Annotated in this window: 22 protein-coding genes; 4 read left to right on the forward strand and 18 right to left on the reverse strand. The window is 72.4% G+C overall.

All coding sequences use genetic code 11. The features are described from left to right. Positions 1-1,388 (forward strand): LuxR C-terminal-related transcriptional regulator (locus tag ABEA24_RS51335; RefSeq protein WP_345443739.1); only part of this gene is annotated, 1,388 nt, incomplete at its 5' end. Between the two features lie 118 nt (positions 1,389-1,506). Further along, positions 1,507-3,585, forward strand: a complete 2,079-nt coding sequence (locus tag ABEA24_RS51340) for an ATP-binding protein (RefSeq protein ID WP_345443742.1) — start codon at positions 1,507-1,509, stop codon at positions 3,583-3,585. Positions 3,586-3,992: 407 nt separating this feature from the next. On the opposite strand, the gene ftsY is transcribed toward ABEA24_RS51340, so the two are convergent. From ftsY to rsmD, 13 genes are all read right to left on the reverse strand, one after another. Then, entirely contained in the window at positions 3,993-5,153 is a 1,161-nt protein-coding gene (gene ftsY / locus ABEA24_RS51345) for a signal recognition particle-docking protein FtsY (RefSeq protein WP_345443744.1), read from the reverse strand. 219 nt (positions 5,154-5,372) lie between these two features. Then, positions 5,373-6,023 carry a DivIVA domain-containing protein gene (locus tag ABEA24_RS51350; RefSeq protein ID WP_345443747.1) on the reverse strand — a complete coding sequence of 217 codons (651 nt, stop codon included), beginning with the start codon at positions 6,021-6,023 and terminating at the stop codon, positions 5,373-5,375. A gap of 10 nt (positions 6,024-6,033) precedes the next feature. Further along, positions 6,034-7,146, reverse strand: coding sequence for a globin domain-containing protein (locus ABEA24_RS51355; protein WP_345443750.1), 1,113 nt, complete (start codon positions 7,144-7,146; stop codon positions 6,034-6,036). 38 nt (positions 7,147-7,184) lie between these two features. Continuing rightward, on the reverse strand, positions 7,185-7,586 hold the full coding sequence (locus ABEA24_RS51360) for a globin domain-containing protein (protein ID WP_345443753.1): 402 nt from the start codon (positions 7,584-7,586) through the stop codon (positions 7,185-7,187). Positions 7,587-8,030: 444 nt separating this feature from the next. Beyond that, on the reverse strand, positions 8,031-11,741 hold the full coding sequence (gene smc / locus ABEA24_RS51365) for a chromosome segregation protein SMC (protein ID WP_345443756.1): 3,711 nt from the start codon (positions 11,739-11,741) through the stop codon (positions 8,031-8,033). A gap of 434 nt (positions 11,742-12,175) precedes the next feature. Beyond that, positions 12,176-12,373 carry a hypothetical protein gene (locus tag ABEA24_RS51370; RefSeq protein ID WP_345443759.1) on the reverse strand — a complete coding sequence of 66 codons (198 nt, stop codon included), beginning with the start codon at positions 12,371-12,373 and terminating at the stop codon, positions 12,176-12,178. Between the two features lie 167 nt (positions 12,374-12,540). Continuing rightward, the gene (locus tag ABEA24_RS51375) at positions 12,541-12,819 is read right to left on the reverse strand and encodes an acylphosphatase (protein WP_345443762.1); all 279 of its coding nucleotides are present in this window, start codon (positions 12,817-12,819) and stop codon (positions 12,541-12,543) included. Positions 12,820-13,060: 241 nt separating this feature from the next. Beyond that, on the reverse strand, positions 13,061-13,915 hold the full coding sequence (gene mutM, locus ABEA24_RS51380; protein WP_345443765.1) for a bifunctional DNA-formamidopyrimidine glycosylase/DNA-(apurinic or apyrimidinic site) lyase: 855 nt from the start codon (positions 13,913-13,915) through the stop codon (positions 13,061-13,063). 272 nt (positions 13,916-14,187) lie between these two features. After that, positions 14,188-14,871, reverse strand: a complete 684-nt coding sequence (gene rnc / locus ABEA24_RS51385; protein WP_425551340.1) for a ribonuclease III — start codon at positions 14,869-14,871, stop codon at positions 14,188-14,190. 213 nt (positions 14,872-15,084) lie between these two features. Further along, the gene (rpmF, locus tag ABEA24_RS51390; RefSeq protein WP_252847635.1) at positions 15,085-15,261 is read right to left on the reverse strand and encodes a 50S ribosomal protein L32; all 177 of its coding nucleotides are present in this window, start codon (positions 15,259-15,261) and stop codon (positions 15,085-15,087) included. A 1-nt stretch (position 15,262) separates the two neighbouring features. After that, positions 15,263-15,847: a YceD family protein gene (locus ABEA24_RS51395; RefSeq protein WP_345443775.1), complete on the reverse strand. Its 585-nt coding sequence runs from the start codon at positions 15,845-15,847 to the stop codon at positions 15,263-15,265. Between the two features lie 110 nt (positions 15,848-15,957). After that, positions 15,958-16,437 (reverse strand): pantetheine-phosphate adenylyltransferase, encoded by a 480-nt coding sequence (coaD, locus tag ABEA24_RS51400; protein WP_345443778.1) that lies wholly within the window; start codon positions 16,435-16,437, stop codon positions 15,958-15,960. Positions 16,438-16,466: 29 nt separating this feature from the next. Then, positions 16,467-17,033, reverse strand: a complete 567-nt coding sequence (rsmD, locus tag ABEA24_RS51405) for a 16S rRNA (guanine(966)-N(2))-methyltransferase RsmD (RefSeq protein WP_345443781.1) — start codon at positions 17,031-17,033, stop codon at positions 16,467-16,469. 294 nt (positions 17,034-17,327) lie between these two features. Between rsmD and ABEA24_RS51410 the strand changes: the two genes are divergently transcribed. Continuing rightward, on the forward strand, positions 17,328-18,029 hold the full coding sequence (locus ABEA24_RS51410) for a hypothetical protein (protein ID WP_345443784.1): 702 nt from the start codon (positions 17,328-17,330) through the stop codon (positions 18,027-18,029). Positions 18,030-18,165: 136 nt separating this feature from the next. Here the strand turns inward: ABEA24_RS51410 and ABEA24_RS51415 are convergent, their stop codons facing one another. After that, positions 18,166-18,924 carry a TetR/AcrR family transcriptional regulator gene (locus ABEA24_RS51415; RefSeq protein ID WP_345443787.1) on the reverse strand — a complete coding sequence of 253 codons (759 nt, stop codon included), beginning with the start codon at positions 18,922-18,924 and terminating at the stop codon, positions 18,166-18,168. 104 nt (positions 18,925-19,028) lie between these two features. On the opposite strand from ABEA24_RS51415, the gene ABEA24_RS51420 reads away from it, so the two are divergent. After that, entirely contained in the window at positions 19,029-20,504 is a 1,476-nt protein-coding gene (locus tag ABEA24_RS51420; RefSeq protein ID WP_345443790.1) for an MDR family MFS transporter, read from the forward strand. On the opposite strand, the gene ABEA24_RS51425 is transcribed toward ABEA24_RS51420, so the two are convergent. The 4 genes from ABEA24_RS51425 to recG form a co-directional block, all read right to left on the reverse strand. Continuing rightward, positions 20,498-21,076, reverse strand: coding sequence for a hypothetical protein (locus ABEA24_RS51425; RefSeq protein WP_345443793.1), 579 nt, complete (start codon positions 21,074-21,076; stop codon positions 20,498-20,500). The two genes, ABEA24_RS51420 and ABEA24_RS51425, sit on opposite strands and share 7 nt — an antisense overlap. Before the next feature lie 330 nt (positions 21,077-21,406). Further along, positions 21,407-22,030 (reverse strand): HEAT repeat domain-containing protein, encoded by a 624-nt coding sequence (locus ABEA24_RS51430; protein WP_345443795.1) that lies wholly within the window; start codon positions 22,028-22,030, stop codon positions 21,407-21,409. Between the two features lie 95 nt (positions 22,031-22,125). Beyond that, positions 22,126-22,203 carry a putative leader peptide gene (locus ABEA24_RS53960; protein WP_360903234.1) on the reverse strand — a complete coding sequence of 26 codons (78 nt, stop codon included), beginning with the start codon at positions 22,201-22,203 and terminating at the stop codon, positions 22,126-22,128. Between the two features lie 280 nt (positions 22,204-22,483). Further along, positions 22,484-24,673 (reverse strand): ATP-dependent DNA helicase RecG, encoded by a 2,190-nt coding sequence (recG, locus tag ABEA24_RS51435; RefSeq protein ID WP_345443797.1) that lies wholly within the window; start codon positions 24,671-24,673, stop codon positions 22,484-22,486. Positions 24,674-24,685: the final 12 nt, after the last annotated feature.

Raw genomic sequence — 24,685 nt, forward strand, 5'->3', positions numbered from 1 at the left:
TGCGGGAGGAGCATCCGGGGACGGTGCGGTACCGGTTGCTGGAGACCATCCGTCAATACGGCCGCGAACGCCTGATCGCCTCGGGCACCGAACACCTCGTCCAGCAACGCCACCGCGACTACTACCGGGATCTGGTCGCCCGGTCGGACGAGGCGTGGTTCGGGCCCGACCAGGTCGCCTGCTTCGACCGGCTGCGGCTGGAGCACGGCAACATCCGCATCGCCCTCGACTACTGCCTCTCGGCGCCGGAGGAGGTCGACGCCGGCCTCGCCATAGCCTCGAGGCTGCGGTTCTACTGGATCGCGGCCGGACTCTTGCATGAGGGCCGGCGCTGGCTCGACGCGCTCCTGGGCAACGATTCGGCGTCTCCCGCCGCCCGCGCTGCCGGCCTGTGCGTGCACGCCCGGCTGGCCGTCCTCCAGAGCGACTTCGCGGCCGCCGGCCCGATGCTGGACAAGAGCCGCGCGCTCGCCGACCCGGTCGAGGATCCGGTGACCTTCGCCCAGTGCCAGTACGTCGCGGGCCTCGCCGCGCTGATCCGTCACGACCTGGGCGGAGCCGTGACCCTCTTGGAGGACTCCCTCGCACGCCACCGGGAGCTGGGACATCCGGCCGGCGTGGCGAACTCGCTCATGTACCTCGCCACCGCCTACTCCCTGATCGGGCGCTCCGAGGAGGCCGTCGCGCTGTTCGACGAGTGCCGGCGGCTCTGCGAGGCCCGGAACGACCGCTGGTTCTGCTCCTACACGCTGTCCGTCCTGGGGATCGAGGTCTGGCGGCAGGGCGATCTGAAACGCGCGGCAGAGCTCGAACAGCAGGCCATCCGGCTCAAGCAGCCGTTCGACGACCGCCTCGGCGTCGCGCTGTGCGTCGACGTCCTGGCCTGGATCGCCGCCGACGAGGGCGACCCGGAGCGTGCCGCCCGGCTGCTCGGTGCGCTGCGGGAGTTCTGGCGCCTGGTGGGCGGACCGCCGTTCGGCTACCTCGAGGAGTACCACGAGGACTGCGAGACGGCGGTCCGGGACCATCTCGGCACCGAGCGGTTCGACGCCCTGTTCCGGGAGGGCTGCGACATGTCGCTCGATCGCGCGACGGCCTACGCCCTCCACGAAGGCGAGGTGCGGCCCGCGCCGTTCCCCGCGGCGAAGGGAGCGCCCTCGCCGCTGACCAGCCGGGAGATGGAGGTGGCCAAACTCGTCGCGAAGGGGATGAGCAACAAGGAGATCGCGTCCGCGCTCGTGGTCGCCCAGCGGACCGCCGAGGGCCACGTCGAGCGCATCCTGCGTAAACTCGGCTTCACCTCACGCGCCCAGATCGCCGCGTGGGTCGCAGAACAAGACGACGGGGCCTCCGAGCGCGGCTCCGGGGGCCGCCCGGGCCACCGATGACCCGAACGGCGCTGGAGTGGGCTCCGGCAGGGGGCTGGACAGCGATACGTGGTCGGTGCGGAACGAGCCGGCCGAGCGAGGCCCTCTCGCCCTACTGAATCTCCTACCATGGAGAGAAATGCCTGATCAGGACCTTCTGGCCAGGGACCACCCGCCCACCGACGGCTCGAGCTTCGTCGGCCGCAAGCGCGAGATGGCCGAGGTGCGACGGCTCCTCCCGCGAACACGGCTACTCACGCTCACCGGCCCGGGTGGCGTCGGCAAGACACGGCTCGCCCTTCGGGCCGCCAGGGCCGTACGCGGCTGGTTCCCCGACGGAGTGGAGGTCGTGGAGCTGGCCACCCTCGAGGAGGGCGGCCTGCTCGGGCCGGCCGTGGCCGCGGCCCTGGGCCTCCGGCAGGGGGACCGCCAGATCATCCCCCTTCTCGCCGACTACCTGGCCGACAAGCGGACGCTGCTGGTGCTGGACAACTGCGAGCATCTGCTGCAGGCATGCGCGGACCTCGTGAACGGCCTCCTGCGGGCCGCCCCGCGCCTGTGTGTGATGACCACCAGCCGGCACCGGCTCGGGCTGACCGGCGAGCAGGTGCTGGCCATCCCCTCTCTCGCGGTCGCCGACGAGCACGACCCCGTCCGCGAGATCGCCCGGTGCGAGGCGGTGCGGCTGTTCAGCGACCGAGCCGCCACCGTAAACCCCGGCTTCACCGTCAACGCCGCAAACGCCCCCACCATCGCCCGCATCTCCGGACGCCTCGACGGCATCCCCCTGGCCATCGAACTCGCCGCCGCCCGCCTACGCACCACCCCCATCGACCAACTCCTCCGCGAACTCGACGACCGCATCACCGCCCTCACCGGCGGCAACACCACCGCCCTCCCCCGCCACCAGACCCTCCGCGCCACCATGGACTGGAGCCACGACCTGTGCTCCCCCGCCGAACAACACCTCTGGGCCCGCCTCGCCACCTTCCCTGGCGGCGTCGACCTCGAGACCGCCGAAGAGATCTGCGCCGTCGGGGACATCGCCACCGAGGACGTGTTCGAGCTGTGCGCCGGCCTGGTGGACAAGTCGGTCCTGACCGCCGAACGGACCGGCACCGGCACGCGGTACCGCATGCTGGACAGCATCCGCGCGTACGGGCGCGAACACCTGGACGGGGCCGAGGAACGGCGGCTGCTCGAGCGGTACTGCGCCTACTACAGAGCGCTGGCCCAGCGGTGCCGGATCGACCGGATGAACGCCGATCAGCTCGACCGCTTCCGGGTCCTGCGGGCCGAGCTCCCCAACCTGCGTACGGCCATCGAGGGATGCTACGGCCGCCCGGCCTCGGCGCCCGCGGGGTTGGAGATCGCCACGTCGATGTGGGGGTTCTGGCTGCTCGCCGGGGCCCTCAGCGAGGGCCGCCACTGGCTGGAGCGCGGGCTGGATCTCGTGCCCGCCCCCGGAGACACACGGATCACCGCGCTGTGGGTCGACGCCCTGCTCGCCCTCTACCAGCGTGAAATCCCCGGGGCGCTCGCGCGGATCGACGAGTGCCGCCGGCTCGCCGACGCGGCGGGGGACACGACGGCCTCGGCGTTCGCCACCATGGTGTCCGGCATCGCCGCGCTGTCCACGGGGGACGGCCGACGCGGGCTCGCCCTGATGAAGGAGGCCCGGGACCGCCACTGGGCCGCCGGTGATCTCGACGCCGTCGGCCTCAACCTCTACCTGGCGTCGATGTTCTGCGTCTCGGAGGATCCGAACCTCGCCGCGGCGCTCGGCGAGGAGCTCGTCGCCCTCTGCGACGCCAGGGACGCGCCTCTGTTCCGGGCGTACGCGCTGTTCGCCATCGGCATCGCCTCATGGAAGCAGGGCGACTGGCGACAGGCGGAGGCGATGATGCGCCAGGTCTCCGCCCCCTGGACCGTGATCGAGGACCGCTGGGGGCTCGCCCAGTTCCTGGAGGTGCTGGCCTGGACCGCGGGTGTCCGCGGTGCCCAGGAGCGCGCGGCCCGCCTGCTCGGTGCCGCGGACCGCGTCTGGCAGGAGATCGGCTTCTCGCCGACCCAGCTGCCGTATCACGTCGCCTCCCACCAGCGGTGCGAGAAGCGCGCCCAGGAGGCTCTGGGGGCCCGGGCGTTCAGCGCGGCGTTCCACGGCGGGGCGAGGCTGGCCCTGGCCGCCGCCGTCGCCGACGCCCTCCGCGAGGACTGACCGAACGGCCCGGAGGCCTCGGTTGCGACCCTCCGCGCTGTCCTCCGCGAGGACCGGCTGGAGTGCCCGGAGGCCTCGGCCGGGCGCCGCCCCGGCCGACGGTGCCCCGCGAGAACCTCCCCGCGCCCGGAGCTCCGAGCGCCGCGACCGCCCGGAGGCCACCCCTCAGCGCCGCATCTGCCGTCGCCGACGCCCGCCCTCCCCGGGGACTGACCGGGTGCCTACCGCTGCGCTCCTCCGCGAGGACTGACCGGCCGGACCACCGCGACCGCCCGGAGGCCGCCCCTCCGCGCTGCCCTCCACTACGGCCGGAGTGCGCGGAGGCTTCGGCTCGGCGCCGACCCGGCCGACGGCGCCCTGCGAGGGTCTCCCCGTTACCGGGGCTCGGGCGCCGCGACCGCTGCGGGTCAGCCGCCCAGGATGGCGTCGACGAAGGCCTCGGGGTCGAAGGGCGCCAGGTCGTCGGGGCCCTCCCCCAGACCGACGAGCTTGACCGGGACGCCGAGCTCGCGCTGGACCGCGATGACGATGCCGCCCTTGGCGGTGCCGTCCAGCTTGGTCAGCGCGATGCCGGTGACGTCGACGACCTCGGCGAAGACGCGGGCCTGGCGCAGGCCGTTCTGCCCGGTCGTCGCGTCGAGCACGAGGATGACCTCGTCGACCTGGGCCTGCTTCTCGACAACGCGCTTGACCTTGCCGAGCTCGTCCATCAGGCCGGTCTTGGTGTGGAGGCGGCCCGCGGTGTCGACGATGACCGTGTCGACGCGGTCCTCGATGCCCTTCTTCACCGCTTCGAAGGCGACGCTGGCCGGGTCGGCGCCCTCGTCCCGGCGCACGACCTCGGCGCCGACCCGGGAGCCCCAGGTCTGCAGCTGGTCGGCGGCGGCGGCGCGGAACGTGTCGGCCGCCCCGAGGAGGACGGACCGGCCGTCTCCGACGAGGACCCGCCCGAGCTTGCCGCAGGTGGTCGTCTTGCCCGTGCCGTTGACGCCGACCACGAGGATGATCGCGGGCTGGGCACCGTGCGGCTCGGTGCGCAGGGAGCGGTCCAGGTCCTTTCCGATCTGGGCGAGCAGCTCGTCCTTGAGCAGCCCGCGGACCTCATCCGGGGTCCGCGTGCCGTAGACCTTCACCTTGGTGCGCAGGTCTTCGACGATCTGCCGGGCGGGCGTGACGCCGACGTCGGCCTGGACGAGGGTGTCCTCGATCTCGTCCCAGGCGTCGTCGTCCAGCGTGTCGCGGGACAGCAGGGTGAGCAGGGTCTTGCCCAGGGCGTTCTGGGAGCGGGACAGGCGCGCCCGCAGCCGTACGAGGCGGCCGGCGGACGGCGGCGGCACCTCGATCTCGGGCGGGGCGGGCGGCGCCTCGGGGACCGGCGCCCGGGTGGGCGGCGCGACGGTCTCTTCTTCCTCGATGACGGCGGTGCCGCCGCGAGGGGTCTCGGGCGTCTTGGGTGCTTCCGGTGCCCACGGCGGCGGTGCGGCACCGCGCCGGCCCCGGACCAGGAAGAACCCGCCCGCCACGACGGCGAGCACGACGATGGCGATGGCGAGAATCACGTATTCCATAGCGTGTCCCAGTCTCGCAGAAGGATCCGGCTGCCCACCCGGTCCCTACCCGCTCACCGCCCGTCGGTGCGGTCGTACTCCCCGCGCGGCAGTCTGCCGGCGCCGAGCGGGCGGAGGTGGCCGCGCCGGTCCTGTGGTCCGCGGGGCGCGGCGGCGACCGGCAGCCGCGGCCCCCTCGCGGCGCTACCCGCGGGCGAGCGCCGCCTGGCCGGGGACGGGTCAGTCCATCCGGGGAAGGGACGCGCGGGTGTCGGAGACCGAGTCACGCTCGGACTTCTCCCACTCCTCGACGTTGCGCAGCAGCGCCTCGAGGTAGCTGCGCAGGTGGGTCCGGTAGACGTCGCTGAACGTCCGCAGATAGGCGATCTCGCGCTCGAGGTCCCGCCGTTCGTCCCCGGACATCGGCTCGGTCGACGGCGCTACCGCCTCGGCGGCGCTCGACGCCTGCCGGTGGGCCTCCTCCAGGACGAGGACGGCGCGGGACTGAGCGTCGGAGAGGATCTCGTCCCGGCCGCGCCTGGCCAATTCGGTGATCTCCCTGCTGTACCGCTGGGCGTCCGCGACGTACTGGTCGGCGGTCTGCTGCGCGTTCGACAGGATCCGTACGGCCTGGATGTGGGCGTCCTCGGGCTTCACCGTGCTGACGCCGGGCGGGCTGCCCGCGATGCGTTCTCGCAGACGGGCGACCTCGTTCTCCAGGCCCGCCTTCTCGTTGAGGACGCGGACCAGCTCCTGCTCGACCTGGCGCAGGAACGCCCTGACCTGGTCCTCGTCGAAGCCCCGGCGGCCGAGCGGAGCGCGCTGGAAGTTGACCGACTGCAGCTCCGCCGGGGTGAGGCGCTGGGCGCCGTGGATATCGGGGGAGGTCATAGCTCTCCTCTTAAGCGTCCGCGTACTTGTCGGTCCGGATGCGGTCGTGGCTCAGCCCGAGCTGGAGGAGCCGATCGACGGTCGCGTCGGTCATTCCCGGCGAGCCGCAGACATAGGCGTCATGCTCCTGCCACCGTCCGTACCGTCCGACGATGTCGGGAAGCGTGCCGCGCTCGGCCGCCGGACCTGGATCGTGGTCGGAGACCGCCGGGATGACGGTGAGCCACGGCGTCCCGGCCGCCCGCTTCTGCAGTTCGTCCAGGTCGTACAGGCCGTCGACGTATCGCGCGCCGAAGAAGAGGTGGACGCGCGGCGGGGCGGGACGCGCGGCGATCTGTTCGAGGATCGCCTTGAGTGGTGCCAGACCGGTGCTGCCGCCGATGAGCAGGATGTCGCGTTCCGACCGCTCGTCGAGGGTCATCGTGCCGATCGGCGGACCGAGTTTGATCCAGTCGCCGACGGCGATCGATCGGACGAGGACCGGACTGACCGGGCCGCCGTCGATCAGCCGTACATGGAAGTCCAGGGTGTTGTCGGGCCGGGGGGCGTTCGCCATCGAGTAGTAGCGCCACATCCGCAGCCGGGCCGGGACCTCGAGCGACAGCGCCTGCCCGGGCCGGTACGGGAACGGCCGGTCGGGCAGGACCCGCATGACCGCGAGATCGAACCGCCGGCGTTCGTGCGCGATGATCTGGGCGTTCCACCACGACGGGCGCGACGCGGCGTCCTCCTGGGCCGCCTCGATCATGACCTTAGAGAGCAGGTTGTAGGCGTCCGTCCAGTCCTGCGCCAGCTGCTCGCTCCACGAGGGCCCGGAGAAGTAACGGAGGGTGGCGACGAGGCTCGCCCCGACTTCGGGATAGTGCAGGGCCTCCACTCCGAATTTGCGGTGATCCCGGCCGAGTTGCTGCACGAACGGAACGAGATCCGGAAGGTTGTCGACCTGCGACACGATGCGTCCCAGCGCGGACAGCAGGCGATCGCGCTGATGGCTCATGCCGACGGGGAACATCTCCCGCAGCCGCGGGTTGCGCAGGAACAGATCCGAGTAGAAGAACAGCGCTACCTGGTCACCGTGCTGCGCCACGTGAGCGAAGTTGTCTTTCAGCCGTTGAGCATCCACACATTCTCCCGAAGCCGGGCGGGCCGTCGCCCCGGCGTCTACTTCTCGTCAGCGGCCTTGATCATGACGTCGGCGACGACGCCGTACGCCTCCACCCAGTCCTTCTCCAGCTCTGCGGTCCAGGCGTCGCCGCTGAAGTACTTGAGCGTCGCGACGAGGCTGGCGCCCACCTCCGGGTAGTGCTGGGGGGTGACGCCGAAGCCGGCGTGCGAACGGCCGAGCCCCTGGACGTACGGGACCAGCCGCTCCGGGTCGTCCACGAGGGAGACGATCTGGGCGAGCGCCTCCAGCAGGACCTGCTGCTGGCGCGCCATCGACGCCGGGAAGAGCGACCGGTACGAGGGGTTCCGCTCGAAGAGATCCGCGTAGAAGTACTCGGCCACGTCGATGCCGTGCGCCGCGACCAGGGCGAAGTTGTCCTTCAGACGTTGGGGGTCCACGTCGACCTTCCCTTTTGTTGGTGGAGGGAACGCCGTGACTCTAGCGAAGCCAGCTGCAAGCTGGGACAAGATGGACAAAACAGGCGAAATCCTTGTCAGACTGCCGTCACGCCGGTAAATTCGCGCGGCTGTGCCTGCGCGGACCGAGCGCCTGGTGGTGCCGACCGGTTGATCTTGGTCAGGCCGTCACCTTCGGTCAGGCGGGCTCGGGAACGCGGAAACACTGGCTGACCACCTGGATCACGCCGTCACCTTCGGTCAGGCCGGTTCGGGCTCGCGCAGACGCTGGCCGACCACCTGGATCACGCCGCCACCCTCGGTCAGGCCGGTTCGGGCTCGCGCAGACGCTGGCCGACCACCTGGATCACGCCGCCACCCTCGGTCAGGCCGGTTCGGGCTCGCGCAGACGCTGGCCGACCACCTGGATCACGCCGTCGCCCTCGGTCAGGCCGGTTCGGGCTCGCGCAGACGCTGGCTGACCACCTGGGTCACGCCGTCGCCGCGCATGCTGACGCCGTAGAGGGCGTCCGCGGACTCCATCGTCCGCTTCTGGTGCGTGATGACGATGAGCTGGGACGACTCGCGCAGTTCCTCGAAGATGGAGAGGAGCCGCTGGGTGTTGGTGTCGTCCAGCGCCGCCTCGACCTCGTCCAGCACGTAGAACGGCGACGGCCGCGCCTTGAAGATCGCGGCCAGGAAGGCGACGGCCACGAGGGAGCGCTCGCCGCCGGACAGCAGCGACAGCCGCTTGACCTTCTTGCCCGGGGGCCGCGCCTCGACCTCGACACCGGTGGCGAGCAGGTCCTCCGGTTCGGTCAGCGTCAGCTTGCCCTCACCGCCCGGGAACAGCCGGGAGAAGATGCCGACGAACTCCCGCTCGGTGTCCTCGTAGGCCGCGGCGAACACCTGCTGGACGCGGTCGTCGACCTCCTTGACCACGGTGAGCAGGTCCCGGCGGGTCTTCTTCAGGTCCTCCAGCTGAGAGGTCAGGAAGGCGTGGCGCTCCTCCAGCGCCGCGAACTCCTCCAGCGCGAGCGGGTTCACCTTGCCCAGCTGGGCCAGCTGGCGCTCGGCCTGCTTGGCGCGCTTCTCCTGCTTGGCCCGGTCGTACGGCTCGGGCGCGGCGTCCTCGGGGGCGTCCGCGGCGGGCGGCACCGGCTGATCCGGGCCGTACTCGGCGATCAGCACGTCGACCTCGAGCCCGTACTCCTCCATCGCGCGCTCTTCGAACTGCTGCAGGCGCAGCCGCTGCTCGGCCCGGGCCACCTCGCTGCCGTGCGCGACGTTGACGAGCTTCTCGTGCTCGGCCGTGAGCTCCCGAACCCTGGTCCGGACGGTCTTCAGCTCCTCCTCGCGGGCGGCACGCGCCTGCTCCTGCGTCTCCCGCTCGGCGACGGCCGCGGTGATCGAGACCTCGATGCGGTCCAGCGCCCGCTGGGCGCCGGCGACGACGGCCTGCGCCACCCGGGCGTCGCGCTCCCGGCGCCGGCGACGCTCGGCGGCGCGGGCGCGCTCCTCGCGCTCGCGGGCGGCGGCCCGCTCCAGCTGGTCGGCCCGGCCGGCGATGGCGGCGACCCGCTCCTCGGCGGTGCGGACGTTCAGCCGCGACTCCATCTCGGCCGACCGCAGCTGCTGGCATCGCTCGCTCAGCTCGTCACGGCGGGCGGTGTCCTGGTCGTCGTCGTCCTCGACCGGCTCGGACTCGGCGATCTCCAGGCGCTCGCGCAGCTCGGCGGCGGCCATCAGGTCGCGGTCGCGGGCCTCCTCGGCGGCGCTCAGCGATCTGGCCAGGCGCTCGGCCTCCTGCCGGGCGGCCTGGGCCGCGGCCTGCAGCCGTGCCACCTGCTTGGCCTCCTGCGCCGCCTCGGCCGCCGCCTCCCGCATCCGGGCGCGCACCTTGTCCAGGCCGGCCTGCGCGCGGTTCACCCCGGTCTGGGCCTCGCCGACCGCCGCCTGCGCGGTCTCGAGCACCGCCTGGGCGCGCTGCTCCTCCGCGAGGGCCTCCTCCAGGGCGACGGCGGTGCCTTCGGCCTTCGCCTCGGCGGCGGCGAGCCCCTCGGCGGCCTCGTCGCGGGCGGAGCGCATCTGCAGCAGGCTCTGCCGCTTGCCACCGCCGAGCGCCCAGTGGGCGCCGAGCAGGTCGCCCTCGCGCGTCACCGCCCGCAGCCCGGGCTGGGCCCGTACGAGCGTGGCGGCGGCGGGCAGGTCGTCGACCACCGCGACGCCGGCCAGCAGGTGACGGACCGCGGCCCGCACCGGCTCGGGGGCGGCGACCAGGTCGGCGGCCAGGCGCGCGCCGTCCGGGAGGGCGGGACGCTCGCCGCCCCCGTCGGGCCCGGGAGGTCGGTCGGGCGCGGGTTGGTCGGGAAAGGTGGGTTGGTCGGGAAAGCGCGCGCCGACGACGACGCCGGCCTGGCCGGCGTCCTCGGCGCGCAGCAGGGCCAGCGCGGCCTCGGCGGTGTCGAGCGAGGCGACGGCGACGGCCTCGGCGGCCGCGCCGAGCGCCGCGGCGACCGCGATCTCGGCGCCCGGCTCGACCGACAGCAGGGACGCCATCGTGCCGAGCACGCCGTCGAGGTCGGCGGCGAGCAGGATCTCGCCACCGTCGGCCGCGCTGCCCATCGTCTGGTCCAGGGCCTCGACGCGGGCCTGCAGCGCCGTGACGTCCTTCTGTGCCGCCTGGTCGGCGCCCCGCGCGGCGGCCACGCGGTCCCGCCCCTCCTTGAGCAGCCGCCGGGGCTCCTCGACGGCCTCGCGCGCGTGCTCGACGGCCTCCTTGGCCTGCTCGAGGACCTCCTGGGCGCGCTCGTGCTCGGCGGCCAGCTCCGGGTCCTCGGCGGCCTCGGTGTCCTGGGCCTCGTACTCGGCCTGGGCCGCCGCCGCGCGCTCCCGCGCGTCGGCGAGCGCCTCCGCGAGCCGGCCGATCTCCGCCTCGGTGGCCTGCACCTTGCTGCCGAGCGCCTCGACCCGGCCGCGCAACCGGGCGAGCCCCTCACGGCGGTCGGCGGCGGCCCGGGCGGCGTCCTGCAGGCGGTACTCCTCCTCTTTCAAGGCCGCCTCGGCGGTGGCGCGCTCGTCCACGGCCTCGGCCAGCAGGTCCTGCGCCGCCTCGAGCCGGGCGCCCAGGACCTCCTCCTGCTCCCGGATCTGCGCGGCCTCACGCTCCATGTCCTCCGGGTCGCGGCCCCGGCGCTCCTCCGACTGCGCCTCGACGGCGTTGCGGTGGCGCTCGGCGGCGAGCTCGCCGACGCCGCGCAGGCGCTCGCGCAGCGAGGACAGCTGGAACCAGGTGTCCTGGACCTGGGCGAGGACCGGAGCCTGCTCGGCCGCCTCGGCCTCCAGAGCGGCCTCCCGCTGCTGGGCCTGGGTCAGGGCCTGCTCCACGGCCGTACGGCGCTCGCGGATGCTCGCCTCGTCGGCCGCCTCCTGCTGCAGCTTGGCCGTGAGGGTCACCAGGTCGTCGGCGAGGAGCCGCAGCCGCGCGTCGCGCACCTCGGACTGGATGACCGCCGCCCGCCGGGCGATCTCCGCCTGCCGGCCGAGGGGCTTGAGCTGGCGGCGCAGCTCGGTGGTGAGGTCCTGCACGCGCGTGAGGTTGGCCTGCATGGCGTTGAGCTTGCGGAGGGCCTTCTCCTTGCGCTTGCGGTGCTTGAGGACGCCGGCGGCCTCCTCGATCATCGCCCGCCGCCCCTCGGGGCCGGAGTGCAGGACGCGGTCGAGCTGTCCCTGTCCGATGATGACGTGCATCTCCCGGCCGATGCCGGAGTCGGACAGCAGCTCCTGGACGTCCAGCAGGCGGCAGGGGTCGCCGTTGATGGAGTACTCGCTCTGCCCGGACCGGAACATCAGCCGGCTGATCGTGACCTCGGTGTAGTCGATGGGCAGCGCGCCGTCGGAGTTGTCGATCGTGAGAACGACCTCGGCGCGGCCGAGCGGCGGGCGCGAGGAGGTGCCCGCGAAGATCACGTCCTCCATCTTGCCGCCGCGCAGCGACTTGGCGCCCTGCTCCCCCATCACCCAGGCGAGCGCGTCGACGACATTGGACTTGCCCGAGCCGTTCGGCCCGACGACGCAGGTGATCCCGGGCTCCAGGCGCAGCGTGGTCGAGGACGCGAAGGACTTGAAACCCCGCAGTGTGAGGCTCTTCAAGTACAAGCGTCCACCGATCCTTTCTGCGACCGCCGACGGGTGTGCCGTCCCGCGTCGGGCCCACGGCGCACGGCCATTCCCGCACGATACCGTCCGACACCTTCCGGACCCGGTATCCGACTTTCACCAATGTGCCATGGTCGGACGCCGCGCGTGGCATGTCTCCGGCGGATCTTCGCCACGACGGTGGCGACGTCCCCGGAGACCGGACGCGGGTCGCCGACGCTTGTGGCGTCTATCACAGCCGGACCAGAGGGCGGCCCGGTTCGAAGACCGGCCGGAATTCCCGGTGAAGTCCAGGGAATTGGATCATGGAAATGTTTCCCCGGACATTGCATGACGACCGGCTCGGCCGAATACACATGCACCGGAACGGCGACGCCGAGGCGAACAAAAAGGGACGTCAGGTCGACGTCCCTTTTAAACGTGCGGCGCTGACGTCAGGTCAGCGCCGGTTCGCGATCCTTGACGGCAAGCGCCATGACTTCATTGTCAGCAACAGCGGCAAGCGCGTCGTTTTCGGACTGGAGCCGTACGAGCTCGGCCTCCAGGTCACGGACACGTTGCTGCAGGCGCCGCATCTCCGCAACCATGCGGGGGTCCGGACCGCCGACGTGGCCGAGTAGAGCCTTCGCCATGATTAAGGGTCCTCCACGCTGAGTGACCAGCAGGAATGGTCGCGCACGAAGAGCTACTTGAGGTGCGCGTAACAACTAGGGTCGCACCGGCAGGAGAGCCGGTCAAGACAGATGTCACAGACCCGTAACAACCTGTCCGTACAAGTTTAGCAGACCTCCCAGACCGATCACCGTTCGGCGAAGCCCTGAAGACCGCCGCGCGGCTCGGTCCAACGTTCCGATACACCGGCGACCCTTCCCGGCGTCGTTCCACCGCGCAACAGCTCCAAAAGTGCTTCGCATGCCTTGCGCGGCCCCTCGGCGATCACTTCGACCCGGCCGTCCACGAGATTGCTCGCCGAACCGGCCAAGCCCAGTTCCAGTGCGCGGGAGCGCACCCACCACCGGAAGCCGACGCCTTGCACCCGGCCCCGCACCCAGGCGGTCAGCCGTACGTCCTCATCCATTCCCCTGATCGTAGGCGTGTACACCGCGTGGCCCGCCGAACACGAAGAAACTCCGTTTTCGGACGTCCAGAACGACGGCGATCTTCACCCGACCGACCGATCCGGCCCGACCGATCCGGACCGACCAACCCCGACCAACCGACCCCGACCAACCAACCCCGACCAACCAACCCCGACCAACCAACCCCGACCGACCTCCCGGCCTCCGGGCCTCCCGGCCTCTGCTCGGCGCAGGACGCGGTCAGTAGTGCGCGCGGCGGGGGCGTGGCTGGCAGGTGGGGCAGGTGAAGGAGGAGCGGTTCATGAAGGCGTCGCGGCGGATGGGGCTGCCGCACCGTGCGCAGGGCTCGTCGCGCCGCCCGTAGACGTTGAGCGACCGTTCGAAGTAGCCGCTCTCGCCGTTCACGTTGACGTAGAGGCTGTCGAAGGAGGTGCCGCCCGCTTTGAGGGCCGCGGCCATGACCTCGCGCACCCCCGCCAGCAGGCGCGTCACCTCCGGCCGGGTGAGGGTCTCGGTCGGGCGCGCCCAGTGCAGCCGGGCCCGCCAGAGGGCCTCGTCGGCGTAGATGTTGCCCACGCCGCTGATCAGCGACTGGTCGAGGAGCGCCCGCTTCACCCCGGTGTGGCGGCGCCGCAGTGCCCGGTAGAACGTCTCCTCGTCGAAGGCGTCCTCGAGCGGGTCCGGGGCGATGTGCGCGATCGGCTCGGGTACGCCGTCCACGGTCGGAGTGAGCATGAGGTGCCCGAAGGTGCGCTGGTCGATGAAGCGCAGGTCCGGTCCTCCGTCGGCGAAGGTGAACCGGGCGCGCAGGTGCTTCTCCGGCGGCCGGTCCGGGTCGTCGACGATCAGCTGGCCGCTCATGCCGAGGTGGGCCAGCAGCGCCTCGTCGTCGCCGACCGGGAGCCAGAGGTACTTCCCGCGCCGTCGCGCCGCCGCGACGGTCCGGCCGGTCATCCGCACCGCCAGGTCCGCGGGACCCTCCGCGTGCCGGCGCGCCGCACGAGGATGCAGCACCTCGGCCGACCGGACCGTACGGCCGACCACCCAGCGCTCGACGCCTCGCCGGACGACCTCCACCTCGGGAAGCTCGGGCACGGCACACCTCCAACTCGACGTACGGACCGGCATCCCCATCGGACACCGGCTGTACGGCACCGGCGGACCCGGCCGCACAGCGCCGCCGGACTCCGCGACCCGGCACCACCCGACCCGACCGTCCGGCACCACCGGACGTGGCCGTACGGCGCCCCGGATTCCGCGACCGGGCGCTACCGGACACCGTGACACGCGCCGCCGGACGCCGGTCGCGACGTCCCAGAGCTCCGCGTGGACCACCTCGGCGGGCGACGCGGGTCAGCGGGCGCGCGTCACTCCTGGGGCTTCTCCCCGGAGCGCTCGCGGATCGCCCGCCACGCGGTCTCCGCCGCCTGCTGCTCGGCCTCCTTCTTGCTGCGCCCCTCGCCGCGGCCGTACTCCGTCCCGCCCACGACGACCGCGGCGCGGAACGTCTTCTGATGGTCCGGGCCGCTCTCCTCCACGTGGTACTCGGGAACGCCGAGCTCCTCCGTGGCGGTCAGCTCCTGCAGGGAGGTCTTCCAGTCCAGCCCGGCGCCCAGGCTGGCGGAGCGCGTGATCAGCGTGTCGAACAGCCGGTGGACCAGCTCGTCGGCGGCCTTGAGTCCGAGGTCGAGGTAGACCGCGCCGATCAGCGCCTCGAGCGTGTCGGCGAGGATCGAGGACTTGTCGCGCCCCCCGGTGCCCTCCTCGCCGCGGCCGAGCCTGATGTAGGCGCCCAGGCCGAGCGTGCGGGCCACGCCGGCGAGGGCCCGCATGTTGACCACGGCGGCCCGCAGCTTGGCCAGCTGTCCCTCGGGCAGGTCCGGATGGTTGCGGAAGAGGGTGTCGGTGACGATGAGGCCGAGTACCGAGTCGCCGAGGAACTCCAGGCGCTCGTTGGTCGGCAGTCCGCCGTTCTCGTAGGCGAAGGAGCGGTGGGTCAGGGCGCGCTCGAGGAGCGCCGGGTCGGGGTGGACGCCGAGGGCGTCCTCCAGCGGACCACGGTCGGACGCCGAATGATCGGTCTTCACGTGGCCCTCCGGACGAGGACCGCGTAATGCGGCATTCTCACGGTTCTTCCTCCGAGGAAGGGTCCGCGAGGGCGAGGCGCACGCCGGGTGTCTCCGGCGTCCGCCACGGCCTCGGGCGAGTCTTCATCGCGAGACGAGGTCGGGGGCGGCGTGGTGGGCCGCCCCCGGTGACGTCGCTCAGGCCACGTCGATGACCTGTCGGCGGTTGTAGGTGCCGCAGGTCTGGCACGCGGTGTGGGGCAGCTTCTCGTCGCGGCACTGCGGGCAGCGCACGAGGGTCGGCGCCTGGGTCTTCCACTGCGAGCGACGGTGCCGCGTGTTGCTGCGCGACTTCTTCCGCTTAGGTACGGCCACGTCAGCCCTCCTGGTCTTCTTGTCGTTGATCCAACATGCCCTGCAATGCCGCCCACCGGGGGTCGACGGCCTCGTGGTGGTGGTCCGGCTCGGCGTCGGCCAGCCGCACCCCGCACTCCGAGCACAGGCCGGGACAGTCGTCCTGGCACAGCGGGGACAGCGGCAGTGCGAGCACCATCGCGTCCCGGACCACCGGCTCGAGATCGATGAGATCTCCCTCGAGACGGAACTCGTCATCCTCCGCGCTCTCGCCGGAGCGAGTGTCGGAGTAGACGAAGAGCTCCTGGAAGTCCACCTCGATGGACGAGGTGACCGGCTCCAGGCAGCGCGCGCACTCTCCGGTGAGAGGTGCCCGCGCCGTGCCCGAGACGAGCACGCCCTCCATGACCGCCTCGAGCCGAAGGTCCAGCTCGATGTCGGCGTCTTTAGGGACACCGACCATCTCGACGCCGAGATCCGCCGGAGCCGCCACGGTCCTGGACTCCTCGCGCATCGATCCCGGTCTGCGGCCCAGCGTGGTCGTGTCGATCACGAACGGGGCCCGGGGATCGATGCGGGTCAGGTTCTTCCTGCTTCCGTGAGGCATGGCGCATCACCGCCGTCGTACAAGGTCGATTGGCAAGGTTACCAACGCGCGGGCGTTCCCCCAACTCGGCCACCCGCCGTCACCTGGCGGGCGGCCCGCTCAGAACCGCTCTAAGACTGCTCGAAGCGCCGGATGAGCCGCTGCTGGATCGGCTCGGGCACCAGACCGGAGACGTCCCCGCCGTACTGCGCGATCTCCTTGACCAGGCTGGAGGACAGGAAGGAGTACAGCGGGTTCGTGGCCATGAACATCGTCTCCACCCCGGCCAGCTGGTGGTTCATCTGCGCGATCTGCAATTCGTAGTCGAAGTCGCTGACCGCGCGCAGACCACGGACGATCACCGGGATGTCGCGCTCGCGGCAGAAGTCGACCGTGAGTCCGTGGAACTTCTCGACGACGACGTTGCCGTACTGCTTCGTCACCTCATCGATCATCTCGACGCGTTCGTCGACGGTGAAGAGGCTCTTCTTCGAGATGTTGATGAGGACGGCGACGACGACCTCGTCGTACAGCCGGGACGCCCGGCTGATGATGTCGAGGTGTCCGTTGGTGACGGGGTCGTAGGAGCCCGGACAGACAACACGGCGCACGAGGTGAGCACCCTTCGCTGAGGAAGCCGTCAGTGACCTGCGGCGTGACCGTACCAAAGCGTCCCTTCGCCGTAGCGACGGGCCCTGCCCTCCTCATACCCCGCAGGCCAGCGCACCGGTCCGTCGCGTGTGGCCCGTTCGAGGGCGACCAGCGCGTCCGGCGCCAGCCAGCCGTGGTCCCGCAGGTCCTCGAGCATCCGGGTGACGACCTCGCCGCTCACGGCGTACGGCGGGTCGGCGAAGATCAGGTCGTACGGCTCGGGCGGCGGGCGCCGCACCACCCGCTCGACGCGGTCGGTCACCAGTTCGGCGCCGGGCAGTCCGAGGGCGTCGATGTTGGCCTTGATCACCTTGGCGGCGCGCGGCGCCGACTCGACCAGCAGCACGTGCGCCGCCCCGCGCGACAGCGCCTCCAGCCCCACCGCCCCGGACCCGGCGAACAGGTCGGCCGCCCGCAGGCCGGTCAGGTCGCCGAGCACCGAGTGGATCGTGGCGAACAGCCCTTCGCGGGCGCGGTCGCTGGTGGGCCGGGTGTCGCGGCCGGAGGGAACCGAGATGCGCCGGCCGCCGGCCGTTCCTGCGATGAGTCGGGTCACTCCACCAGTCTGCCCAGCCCGCGTACGTGCCGCGCCGCGCCCGCCCCGGATCGGGCATCGGGCGCCGAGCCGGTACGTCACGGGACGGCCGGGAGATGATTCCCTCCGAACACCTCTCGTGACAGACTGGTCGCGGATCGTACGGCGGCGCCCGAGGCCTTCCGGGCGCACGCGACAGGAGGGGGCCAGGAGGTGCCGTCGCCCGGCGAAGGCGTGTCCACGTCGCCGGGGGCCCGTGCGCCGCCCCGCCCCCGGTCTCGACCCCCCGCTCCTTCGACCTGGAGAGATCCCCCCATGCGAACACGCACGAGGCTGGCTGCGACGGCCGGCCTGACGATCCTCGGCGGCACCGCCCTCAGCGGCGTCGCCCACGCCGAGACCGGCGGGCTCGGTCTCGGCGACCTGACCACCCCCGTGTCCAAGACCGTGTCCGGCGTCGTGAAGACGACGGACCAGGCCTCTCGCACCGTGCGGAAGGCGACGTCCGGCACCTCACGGCGCTCCACCGGCTCCGGCCTTCACGTGAACCTGCCGGTCGGCGTGAGTCTCTCGGCGCGCCGTGCCGCCGTGTCCGCCGGCGTGAATGCGTCGGTGGGCGGCACCCACATCGGTGCCTCCCTCGGGCTCTGCGCAGGGTGCTCGGCCCCGCGCCCGGCTCCGGGCTCCCCGCCGGCACCGGGCCAGCCGACTCCTCCCGGCCAGCCGACCCCGCCGGGTCAGCCGGGCCAGCCGAGCCCGCCGGGCGCCCAGCCACCCGGTGCGCAGCCGCCCGGTGCCCAGCCTCCGGGCGCCGCGCCGCCGGTCGCGCAGCCTCCGGCGGCCAACCCGCCTCTGGGCCTCCCTGCCGGTAAGGGAGAGCTGGCGACGATCGGCGCGCCGCGCCTGCCCTACACCGGCGGTCCGTTCGGGGAGCTCGCGTTCCTCGGCGTGATCGCCGTGGCGGCCGGGGCGGCGGCCGTCGTCAGCGCCCGCCCGAAGGCACGCCTCAGCGTCTGACGGGCGCGATCGCGAGGGCGTCTCCCGGCAGGGAGGCGCCCTTCCGTCGTTCTCAGGCTCCGCGCACCGGCCAACGCGTTCGGCACGGACGGCCGCAGCCCCACGCCCTCGCGGGCCGAGCCGGTGAACTCGGTCCTCAGGGCTGAGTGGTGGTCGACCCGTACTGGTGCTCGATTCCGTCGAGCAGCCAGTTCAGGCCCTGTTCGAAGTCGCTTCCGATGGTCCGGAGGCCGTCCCTGAGCAGGGGGGTGATGGTCACGAACTCGCCGCTGTCGGCGAGGCCCTGGAGGTAGGGCCGGACGAGCGCCTCGCCATCGAGGCCGGTGGCCTCGGCGTGCCGGACGATCTCCCGCTTCCGGATCTCGCGGCTGATGAAGCCGCAAACGTAGTCGTCGACCGCCGCGATGACCCGCCAGGCTTCGAGGGGCTCCAGCCGGAGACCGGCGAGCGCCGCGACCGACTGCTCGAGATGACGCAGGCCGTTCGGGCCGATCATGGCGCTGGACCGCTGGTTGACCAGGTCGATCTGCCAGGGGTGGCGCAGGCCGACCGCACGCTCCCGGCAGGCGATCATCGTGATCGCCTGCCGCCATTCGGCGGGCAGCCCCTCGCGGATGACCACCTCGCCCGCGATCTCGTCGGCCATGAGGTCGAAGAGGTCGGCCTTGCTGTCGATGTAGGAGTACAGGCTCATCGTGCGGGCGCCGAGTTCGGTCGCGATCCGCCGGATCGAGACGGCGGCGAGCCCCTCGGCGTCGGCGATCCGCAGCGCGGCCGTGACGATCGCCTCGCGCGACAGCGTCGATCGCCGCTTGCCGGACTCTCGGGCCCAGACGGGGGTCACCGACCGCGCCTTCGCCCGATCACGGTCGCTGACCTGCTCCGAAGCACCCACACCCAAAAGGTTATCCGGCTATCTCCGTTGTTGATCGATACAGCGTACGATTTGTCGATACGGTGTACGAAGTCCGATACGGCGTACGACGAAGGAGTCAGGGCATGACGTCCGTCACCGACCGGCCGCAGGGGGACGCGGTCTTCGATCCGGAGCTTCGACGGCTGGCCGCCGTCGTCGTCCTCGGCGCGATGATGACGATCCTCGACTCGACGATCGTCAACGTGGCGATCAACACCCTCGGCCGCGACTTCCACACCTCCCTGTCCACCATCCAGTGGGTGGTCACGGGCTACACGCTCGCCCTCGCCATGACCATCCCGCTCACCGGGTGGGCCGTTCAGCGGTTCGGCGGCAGGACGATGTGGATCACCTCGATCGTCCTGTTCATCGCCGGTTCCGTTCTCTGCGGCGCCGCCTGGTCGGTCACCAGCCTGATCGTGTTCCGCGTGGTGCAGGCGATCGGCGGCGGCATGCTCATGCCCGTCGGGCAGACGATGCTGGCCCGCAAGGCCGGCCCCGAGCGGATGGGCCGGGTGATGAGCGTCGTCGCCGTCCCGGCCATGCTCGGGCCGGTCCTGGGCCCGATCCTCGGCGGGCTGATCGTCGACGACCTGTCCTGGCGCTGGATGTTCTACGTGAACGTGCCCGTCTGCGCGGTCGCGCTCCTGGCCGCGTTCACCTGGCTGCCCCGCGACACCGACCGGCAGGCCGGCGTCCCGCTCGACGGTCTCGGCCTCGTGCTGCTCTCTCCGGGCCTGGCCGCCCTCGTCTACGGCCTGTCGCAGACCGGGAACGGCCACGGTGTCACCGACCCGCACGTGTACGGCTGGGCGGGCGCCGGTGTCGCGCTCATCGCCCTCTTCGCCGTACGCGCGCCGCGCCGGGGCGACCGCGCACTGGTCGACGTACGGCTCTTCCGGGACCGGGGGTTCACGGCCTCGTGCGTCGCGCTGTTCGTCTACGTCGGGGCCCTGTTCGGGGTGACGTTCATGGCCCCGCTGTACCTCCAGACGGTGCGCGGCGACAGCCCACTGCACGCCGGGCTGCTGCTGGCCCCCATGGGGATCGGCGCGGCGATCAGCATGTCGGTCGCGGGACGGCTCACGGACCGCGTCGGCTCCCGCGTACTGGCCGTGTCCGGGCTCGTCGTCGTGCTGGCCGGGCTGTCGATGTACACCCGGTTGGGCGCCGAGACGAGCAGACTCCTGCTGGGCGCGGCCATGCTCCTGGTGGGGATCGGCCACGGCATGATGATGCCGTCGCTGATGGCGGCCGCATACCTTCGCCTGAGCAGGTCGGCGGTGCCGGCGGCCACGACGGCGAGCAACATCGTCGTACGGGTGGGCAGTTCCTTCGGCGTCGCGGCCCTGGCCGTGGCTCTGCAGATCTCCATCCGCCACCAGGTGCCCGGCGCGAGCGGGAGCCTCGCCTCCGTGAGCCGGGTCCGGTCACCGGACCTGCCGTCCCGCCTGGCCCACGCGTTCGGCACCGGCTTCTGGTGGGCGTTCGCGATCGCCGTGGCGGCGGCCGTGCCGATCCTGCTCCTCCCCGGCGCCGGCCCCCGGCGGTCTCAGTAGTCGAGGGCGACGGTCCCGTCGCTGAGCCGGTGGACGACCGCGCCTAGGTCCTCCACGTCGATGAGGGCGCCGCGCAGCCCGTACACGAACGCGGCGCCCTCGAACCGTTCGGCGGTCCGGCGCAGTCGCTCGGTACGGCCCGGGTCGTCGCCCGCGAGTTCCTCCGCGTCGGCGACGTCGACCAGGAGGTACGGTCGGGGCCCCTTCTCGGCGACGCGCAGCCGCGAGACACGCTCCCAGGGGACGAACACGTCGTACCCGCGCCGCGCGAACACCCGCAGCCGTACGCCCGCGGCCGTGAAGACGGGCGGGGTCCGCAGCAGCCGGAACTCAGATCGGGCGAGGAACGCCATTCCGACGGCGGAACCGAGCAGACCGAGCCCGAGGAGCGGGAAGATGACGAACACGGCACCGGCCGCCGCCTCTTCCGACAGCCGCCGCATCGCGATCAGCAGGTATCCCACCGTGACGAGCACGAACAGCGCACCGACGGCCGAGACGGCGGCCAGGGCGGCGATCAGATAGGCGGGCGCGGCGGCGATGGGGACCGGAAAGTCGCTCTTCTCCTCCACTTCGGGAGAGTAACCACGGAATGAAGATCGCGGCCACGACTTCCCCGGCGCGTCGGGCGACCGTGATCGACGTCGCGGGTTCACACGCGACACTCGGGCCGGAAACGGACGCCGGACGGCCTCAGGCGACCGAGACGACGCCCGGCGACGGACGGCCGCCCGATGGGCGCGGTGCTCGGTGAAACGACGCGGGCGGGGGTCCAGGCGGCTCCTCCCGGTCGTCCGTGGGGTCGGCCGAGCAGGCCGACCGGCCGCCTGCCCGCGGCGGCCTGGCGGCTCGCCGGCCGCGACGCTCCGTCGGGTCCTCCGGAGTGCCCGTCGCCTGCCCGGTCAGGGACGGGACGGGGTCACCGCGAGGGCCCAGCGGGCCTCGGCGCGGACGCCCGGGTCCGGGTCGGCCAGGGCGGTCGTGAGGGCCGACCGGGCGTAGTGCCGGTCGGCGGCCCAGCTGGCGAGGGCCTGGACGGCGGCGCGGCGGACGGCCACGACGTCGTCGTCGAGCACGCTGGTCAGCGGCCCGACCGCCGCGCGGGGCCCGAGTGTGCCGAGAGCGGCCACCGCGCGTTCGCGGATCCTCCAGGACGGATCGGTCAGGGCGATCTCGCCGAGCTCGGCCGTGGCCTTGAGGACGACCAGGCCGCGGATCGTCTCGGCGCGGCCGGCGTCGTCGCGGCGCAGGGCGAGCGCGTAGATGTCCCAGGCGGCGGCCCGCATGGCGCGCACCAGTTCCGCGGCCACCTCGCGTACGTAGGAGTCGTCGGCGGCGTCCGCCGCCTCGACGAGCGCGCGCACACCATCCTCGCCGACGAGCACCTCCCGCTCGTCGATGAGGGCGCCGGCGGCGGCCCGCCGGACGCGGGCGTCCCGGTCGCCGAGCGCGCGGGCGAGCCGGTTGCCGGTCTCCTCGTCGGCACGCGGTGCGCGCGGCGGTACCGGCAGGTCGATGACGGTCATGTGTTCCTCCGGAGAGTCGTCGTCTGACGGGCGTCGGGGGGACTCGTCCTCCCCGCGCGGGACGGGGCCGCGACGCGCGGCCCGGGGACGGGGACTCAGCCGCGACAAAGGGCGCTGGCCTGACGCCGCAGGTCGACGTGGAGCCGCGCGATCAGCGGATCTCTCCGGTACACCGTTCGATCGTGAACCCGACTTCCCTATTTTGTCAACCGACTCAGTGGGGAAACGGTCTCTCCGATCGGCCGCGGGCCCGCAGGAGGCAGGCTCAGACCTTCTCGAGTCTCCGCGCGTTCTTCATCGATCAGGGCCGCCGGCTCGGCCGCGAGCGCCGGGTGCTCGGCGAGCTCCGGGTCCTGTTCGACGAGCGTGCCGGCCTCGGCGCGCGCCGCCTCACCGATGGCGCCGACGGCCGTACGGCGGGCGCTTTCCTCGGAGCGCCCGGAGGAGGCGGGCTCAGGTCTTCTCGAGGTACTCCGCGCGTTCCTCGTCGATCAGGGCCGCCAGCTCCGCCGCGAGCGCCGGGTGCTCGGCGAGCTCCGGGTCCTGCTCGACGAGCGTGCCGGCCTCGGCGCGCGCCGCCTTGATGATCTCCTCGTCCTTCAGCAGGGTCAGCAGCCGGAGGCTGGACCGCCGCCCTGACTGGCTCTCTCCCAGGACGTCGCCCTCGCGGCGCTGTTCCAGGTCGAGCCGGGACAGCTCGAAGCCGTCGAGCGTGGAGGCGACCGCGTCGAGGCGTTCGCGGGCCTTGGACCCCTCCTCCGCGTCGGTGACGAGCAGGCACAGCCCCGGGTACTTGCCGCGGCCGACTCGTCCGCGCAGCTGGTGCAGCTGGGAGACCCCGAACCGGTCGGCGTCCAGAACCACCATGACCGTGGAGTTGGGCACGTCGACGCCGACCTCGATGACGGTGGTGGCGACGAGGACGTCGACCTCGCCGGCGGCGAACCGCCGCATCAGGGCGTCCTTGTCGTCCGGGTGCAGCCGGCCGTGCAGGACGCCGATCCGCAGGTCTTGCAGCGGGCCCTCGGAGAGCTTGGGAGCGACCTCGAGCACGGCCAGGGGCGGGCGCCGCGCCTCCCCGTCCGTCTCTTCGGCGGACAGGTCGCCCTCGTCGCCCTCCGTCTCGCCGATGCGGGGACAGACTACGTACGCCTGGCGGCCCTGGGCGACCTCCTCGCGGATGCGCTCCCAGGCGCGGTTCCAGTACGCCCGGTTGGCCGTGGGCACGACATGGGTGGCGATCGGGGACCGCCCGGCCGGCAGCTGGGTGAGCGACGAGGTGTCGAGGTCGCCGTACACGGTCATGGCGACGGTGCGCGGGATCGGCGTGGCGGTCATGACGAGGACGTGCGGGCGGCCGCCGGTGGCCTTCTCCCGCAGCGCGTCGCGCTGCTCGACACCGAACCGGTGCTGCTCGTCGATCACGACGAGGCCCAGGTCGGCGAACTGGACGTGCTCCTGCAGGAGCGCGTGCGTGCCGACGACGATGCCGGCGGCGCCCGAGGCGGCCTCGAGCAGGCCCTCACGCCGCACCTTGGCCCCCTGGGACCCGGTCAGCAGGGCGACGCGGGTGCCGTGCTCGGCCCCGCCGAGCCGGCCCGCCTCGGCGAGCGGCCCGAGCATGTTCACGATCGACCGGTGGTGCTGCTGGGCCAGGACCTCGGTGGGCGCGAGCAGCGCCGCCTGCCCGCCCGCGTCGACGACCTGCAGCATCGCGCGCAGGCCGACGATCGTCTTGCCGGCGCCGACGTCGCCCTGCAGCAGGCGGTGCATGGGGTGCTCGCGAGCCAGGTCCGCGGCGATCTCCTCCCCGACGGCCCGCTGGCCCTCGGTGAGCGCGAACGGCAGTCGCTCGTCGAACACGGTGAGCAGACCATCCTCCCGCGACGGCCTCGGCGTCGCCGGGAGCGCCGAGGCGTCGCGCCGCCGCCGGGCGAGCGCGGTCTGCAGGACGAACGCCTCGTCCCACTTGAGCCGTTTACGCGCACGGCCGGCCTCGGCCATGTCCGCGGGCCGGTGGATGCCCTGGTACGCCTCGGCGAGCCCGGCCAGCCGGTGCCTCCTGCGTACGGGCTCCGGGAGGGCGTCGGGCCCCACGTCGACGGTGTCGAGGGCCATCCGGACGCAGTCGCTGATCTGCCAGGAGGTCAGGCCCTTGGTCGCCGGGTACACGGGGATCAGCTCCTCGGCGAACTCCCGCGCCGCGTCGGCGCCCTCCCGCGCGCTCACCGCCTTGTACTCCGGATGGACCAGCTGCCGCTTGACCCCCTGGCCGGTCCGGTAGAACGACACCTTTCCGGCGAACAGCCCGCGCGTGCCCGGGGGCAGCTCCCGCTCGGGGATGTGCGCGCCGTTGCCGAAGAAGGTGAGGGTCAGACGCCCCCGGCCGTCGGTCACGACGACCTCGAGGATGTAGCCGGGCCGCTTGGTGATCCGCCGCCCCTGAACCTTCTCGACCTCGGCCATCACCGTGACGTACTCGCCCTCGACGAGGCCGACCAGGTCGGTCAGTTCCCCCCGCTGGGCGTAGCGGCGCGGGTAGTGGCGGAGCAGGTCGCCGGCCGTGTGCAGGTCGAGGGCGACCAGCTTCTTGGCCGCCTTCGAGCCCACCACCTTCGTCAGCGGCGCGTCGAGTGTCGTCACGGAACCTTCCTC

It is taken from the genome of Actinoallomurus vinaceus (genome assembly GCF_039542055.1).
In the GTDB taxonomy this organism is placed as follows: Bacteria; Actinomycetota; Actinomycetes; order Streptosporangiales; family Streptosporangiaceae; genus Actinoallomurus; species Actinoallomurus vinaceus.